General features: G+C 56.7%; 5 protein-coding genes. All 5 read right to left on the bottom strand.

Annotated features, from left to right (window positions below; translation table 11 throughout):
• Window positions 1-481, bottom strand: a 481-nt coding sequence (gene tsaE, locus ABHR76_RS09475) for a tRNA (adenosine(37)-N6)-threonylcarbamoyltransferase complex ATPase subunit type 1 TsaE (protein WP_346977523.1), incomplete at its 3' end; no start/stop codon positions are given.
• 12 nt (window positions 482-493) lie between these two features.
• Entirely contained in the window at window positions 494-1,114 is a 621-nt protein-coding gene (locus tag ABHR76_RS09470; RefSeq protein ID WP_006235848.1) for a uracil-DNA glycosylase, read from the bottom strand.
• A gap of 8 nt (window positions 1,115-1,122) precedes the next feature.
• A complete protein-coding gene (alr, locus tag ABHR76_RS09465; RefSeq protein WP_035137770.1) occupies window positions 1,123-2,268 on the bottom strand; it encodes an alanine racemase in 1,146 nt (381 codons plus the stop codon).
• 2 nt (window positions 2,269-2,270) lie between these two features.
• A complete protein-coding gene (locus ABHR76_RS09460) occupies window positions 2,271-3,887 on the bottom strand; it encodes an NAD(P)H-hydrate dehydratase (RefSeq protein WP_082222952.1) in 1,617 nt (538 codons plus the stop codon).
• Entirely contained in the window at window positions 3,888-4,427 is a 540-nt protein-coding gene (gene acpS / locus ABHR76_RS09455) for a holo-ACP synthase (protein ID WP_006235843.1), read from the bottom strand.
• Window positions 4,428-4,658 lie beyond the last annotated feature (231 nt).

Here is a 4,658-nt window from a genome sequence, read left to right as displayed (position 1 = left end):
TATCAATCAAATGGGAAAGCTCCATTGCGCGGTCACCGTGCGCCTCAAGCGTTATCGTTCGCACATCGCTGTCGCCCTCATCACGCTTGAGCGTCACCGAAAGATACTCATCCGTCAGCTCGTCCTGGAATTGTTCGCCCCATTCCAGCAGGCAAGCACCCTCATAGCCCAGCACATCGAAAATGCCCGTATCCTCGAGCTCGTAGGCATGCTCCAGGCGGTATAGATCAAAGTGAAACAGCGGAATACGACCTTGATCGTGAACGGCCATGAGCGCAAACGTAGGGCTCGTAACCATATGCCCATCGCCCAGCCCGCGCGAGACGCCCTTGGTAAAGTGAGTTTTGCCCACCCCCAGGCCACCGGTCAGGATGAGCACATCGCCGTCCTCAAGGCACGGTGCAATTAGCTCGCCAAAGTACTCCGTATCGGCAGCGCAAGTCGTTTTGTAAGTACCTACCCCCAGGCGCTCCAGGGACATATATGCTCCTTATTATTCCGAGGCGTCCTCTGGTGCGGGATGTCGCTCCAGATAATCGCCCAGCATCTTAAAGTCTTCCTCCAGCAGCTCCTGCCACGCCGGATTGCGCAGCGCTGCTGCCGGATGAAAAGTGGGCATTACTACAAAATGCCCCATCTGGTGGAACCTGCCGCGCAGCTTAGTAATACCAATCTCGGTCTTAAGCACAAAGTGTGTCGCGGGGTTGCCGAGCGTCACGATAATATCGGGCCAGATGCTTCGAATCTGCTCACGCAAAAACGGCGAGCAAGCCAGCACTTCCTCGGGACGCGGATTGCGGTTTCCCGGCGGGCGGCACTTAAGCACGTTGGCAATGTAGACGTCTTCGCGTTTGAGCCCCGCCAGCGACAAAATGCCGTTGAGGTCCTCGCCTGCCGCCCCCACAAAGGGCTCGCCCTGCAAATCCTCATTGCGGCCCGGCGCCTCGCCAATAAACATCACACGAGCGCGGGGGTTTCCCACGCCAAACACGATATTGTGACGCGACTGATAGAGCTGGCAGAGGTGACAATCGCCCAGAACGGCCTCAATTTCCTCGAGTGCGACCTCACGTGGTGCCTGATGGGTATGGCCGGGGATGTGCATGACGCCCATAGCGGCTCCTACACGTAAACCTTGTCGAGACGCATGCCAAAGCCGCAGGCGACCTCGTAGTTAATCGTTCCGCGCAGTCGGGCCATCTCGTCCATAGTGATCTCGGCATCGCCATCGCGGCCGACAATAATCATCTCGTCACCATACTCGGCCTCGGGAATCTCGTGTGCCGGGTTGGACTGAATGGCGACCATAAACTGGTCCATGCAGATATTGCCAACCTGATGCACGCGCTCGCCGCGATACAGCACATCCATACGATTGGAAAGCGTACGCGATAGGCCATCGGCATAACCGATCGGCAGCGTGCAGATCTGAACGCGCGTACGCGGTACGCGGTAGGTAAAACCGTAGCCCACGCCCTCACCCATCGCAGGGTGTGCCACGCGCGTCACACGCGCATGGACGCTCATAACGGGATCAAGCTGCATCACGCGGCCACTCAGCTCGCACGGCTGCATTCCATACAAGCCAACGCCGGCGCGAATCATATCAAAATGCATCGAAGGGTCGAGCATCGAGGACGGCGTGTTGGCGCAGTGCACGATACCGCACTCAAAGCCCGCATCCTTAATGGCCTGAACGGCCTCGGTAAAGCGCTGACACTGCAGTTTGTAGTCCCAGCCCGAAGGTTCATCGGCCGTGGCGAAGTGCGTAAATACGCCGTCGCACTGAATACCGCGATGGAAATTAATACCGCGGACAAAGTCAAGCACCTGCGTGTAGTGAACGCCGATACGATTCATGCCCGTCTCGATGGCGAGATGATACTTGCCCACTTTGCCCGCCGCGACGGCACATTCGCCATACGCAAGAGCAAAGTCAGACGTATAGACCGAGGGCATGATATCAAACTCGAGCAACGTCGGAATGGCCTCGATAGGCGGCTCGCTTAGGATGAGGATGGGCTTCGTAATCCCGCCCTGTCGGAGCTCAACGCCCTCGTTAACCGTCGCCACGGCAAACATGTCGGCACCGGCCGAATACATGATCTTGGCGCACTCAACAGCTCCATGACCATAAGCATCGGCCTTAACCACGCAGCACAGGCGCTGACGTGGATTCAGCAAATTCTTATAGGCCCTCGTGTTGCGACGGAGCGCCCCGCGGTCGATCTCGACCCAGGACCAGCGCGTCAAATCGGCTTTATTCATGATTAGTCATCCGACCCTTCGTCCATGATTCCCAGATCTTCGAGCGCATCCTTTGCCGCCAGTTCCATGGCAGGACCGATCAAGTCGATAAGATCGGTCGCGATGACGCTCTTCTCACCATACTCCGTCGCCGCGGCAAAACCGGCGTAGCTGTGAAGTGCGACGGCGTACGAATACAGCAACTCCCAACGATCCATCTCGTCGCGCATGGTGGCAAGCGTGCCGGCCAAAATACCCGCGAGAACATCACCCGAACCGGCAGTTGCCAGAGAAGCCGGACCCGAGAGCGGCAGCAGCACACGCTCAACGCCACAGATAGCCGTCGTCGGCCCCTTGGCAATGACCACCAGATTGTCAGAGCCTGCAGCCCAGACAACCTTCTGCGCGGCTGCAATCGCAGTACCAAGGTCGTTCACCTCGTCACCGGCAACCAGACGCGAAAGTTCACGATAGTGCGGCGTCATAACCAACGGCTGCTCGCGACGATACATCTCGGGATTACTATCAATACCGTCAATGGCAATCTTAGCAAGGCAGTTGAGTGCATCGGCGTCCAAGATAAGCGGCACATCAAGCTCGAGCAAGCCCGAAACCACCTGCATAGCGCCGGCAGATGTCGTCATACCGGGACCGCACAGTACACAGCTGTACTTCTTTGCAATCTCGCACACAGTCATGCGCGCAGCGGCGCCAAAGGAGCCGCGGGAATCAGACGGAATAGCAAAGACGGGAATCGAAGGAAGTGCCATGCGAATAAGATTGGCGCAGGCGTCAGGAGCCGCGACTGCCACGTAACCAGCACCCGCGCGAGCTGCAGACTTGGCCGCCATAATGGCAGCACCAGGATATTGAGCAGATCCGGCGACAATAAGCACAGAGCCACGGGAATACTTATCGATATTCGTAGGTAGTGGGGCAAAGTAATCAACTAAGTCACCGGGCTCGACAATCTCGGCGGCGTGGTCGACATCATCGATGACCTCGTCAAGACGGTCGTAAAGATTGCCGCAGATCAAATCGCCAGCATACTCAGGACCATCAGCGCTATACAGACCAATCTTGGGCGCAATCATCGTCACCGTATGCTCGGCACGAATGCAGTCGTCATCAACAACGCCCGTCTCGGCATTCAGGCCCGAGGGAACATCAATGGATACGACACAATCGGCGCATTCATTGACCGTAGGAATCCAGATGGAGAACGGCGCACGCAGATTTCCGTGGAAACCGGTACCAAAAATGGCATCGACAACAACATCGGCCTTATCGATCAAAACCTCGAGTTCGTCACGCGAGGGGCCGACGCAAACGTGCACATCGCGGCCGGCAGTACGACGAGCAACATGACGTGCCAGAGCAGCAGGAATCTCATCCGGCTCAACCGGAGAAACGATATCCACGTCCACACCCTTATGGCTCAGGATATCGGCGGCAACCCAACCGTCGCCGCCATTATTACCAAAACCGACCAGAACGAGAACCCGATCGGGATTGAGCTTCAAGACCTCGTTGGCGGCAAACTCACCCGCTAGCTCCATAAGCTCGGCCTTCGAAGTCCCTTCGCGTTCGATGATATCCTCGAGACGAACGACTTCTTCGGTACTCAAAACCGGTTTCATCTATGCTCCTAGCGTATCTTGCGAAGCATCGCCCAGGTGCTCCGTCAATGCTGAATTCTGCAGCTGCTCAAGCTCATCTAAAACAGAGCGAGCCTCTTTAAATGTCTGCGCTACGCGTTTCTTGGTGCTCACCTTTTCCTCTTTTGGCTTAGGCCGAGCATCTTCGGTAATCGCGATGGCATTCGCAACGGCCAAGTCTCCTGTAAGCGTAATGGAAAGAGCGACCTCAACAACACCCAGTTCTTGAGCGATCTCGAGAGCACGGCCCGAAAGCAGCGCCTTCGGTTTGCCGAGTTTATCACGCGTAACCGAAACATCCTTGCGACCCACGCCTTGACTAAAACCCGTGCCGAGAGCTTTAAGTACCGCCTCGCGCGAAGCAAAGCGGCTCGCATAGTGAGCAGCGGGACGCGATGATGCATCGCAATACGCACGCTCTTCTTCGGTAAACACACGCCGAGCAAACGACGGTGTCTTTTCAAGAATTGATTTCATGCGGGAAATCTCGACGATATCAACGCCGATACCAGCTTCAGCCATGTTCACCTCCATATCGCACAGACTAAGTTATTGTAGCCCGTTCGCAGAAGATGCGACAAACGAGGGTTATAAAACACAGCTACTATGTGAGACAAAAGCCCGTAAACGCAAAAAAGGGGGAGGCCGCGAGGCCTCCCCCTTCTTCAAGTCATGCGACGGCTCGGTGCCGTCCACCGGTCAGCGGCGCCCTGGCCTCCCACGGGCTGACCCCGCAGTACTCTCGGCGCGATG

Source organism: Collinsella aerofaciens (assembly GCF_039752985.1).
GTDB classification, from domain to species: Bacteria; Actinomycetota; Coriobacteriia; order Coriobacteriales; family Coriobacteriaceae; genus Collinsella; species Collinsella aerofaciens_BT.
This window is presented reverse-complemented; position numbering and strand designations above follow the sequence as displayed.

What these genes read in the sequence shown, in the direction of transcription:
- ABHR76_RS09470 (WP_006235848.1), bottom strand. Translation starts at nt 1,114, where the DNA reads ATGGGCGTCATGCACATCCCCGGCCATACCCATCAGGCACCACGTGAG.
- alr (WP_035137770.1), bottom strand. Translation starts at nt 2,268, where the DNA reads ATGAATAAAGCCGATTTGACGCGCTGGTCCTGGGTCGAGATCGACCGC.
- ABHR76_RS09460 (WP_082222952.1), bottom strand. Translation starts at nt 3,887, where the DNA reads ATGAAACCGGTTTTGAGTACCGAAGAAGTCGTTCGTCTCGAGGATATC.
- acpS (WP_006235843.1), bottom strand. Translation starts at nt 4,427, where the DNA reads ATGGCTGAAGCTGGTATCGGCGTTGATATCGTCGAGATTTCCCGCATG.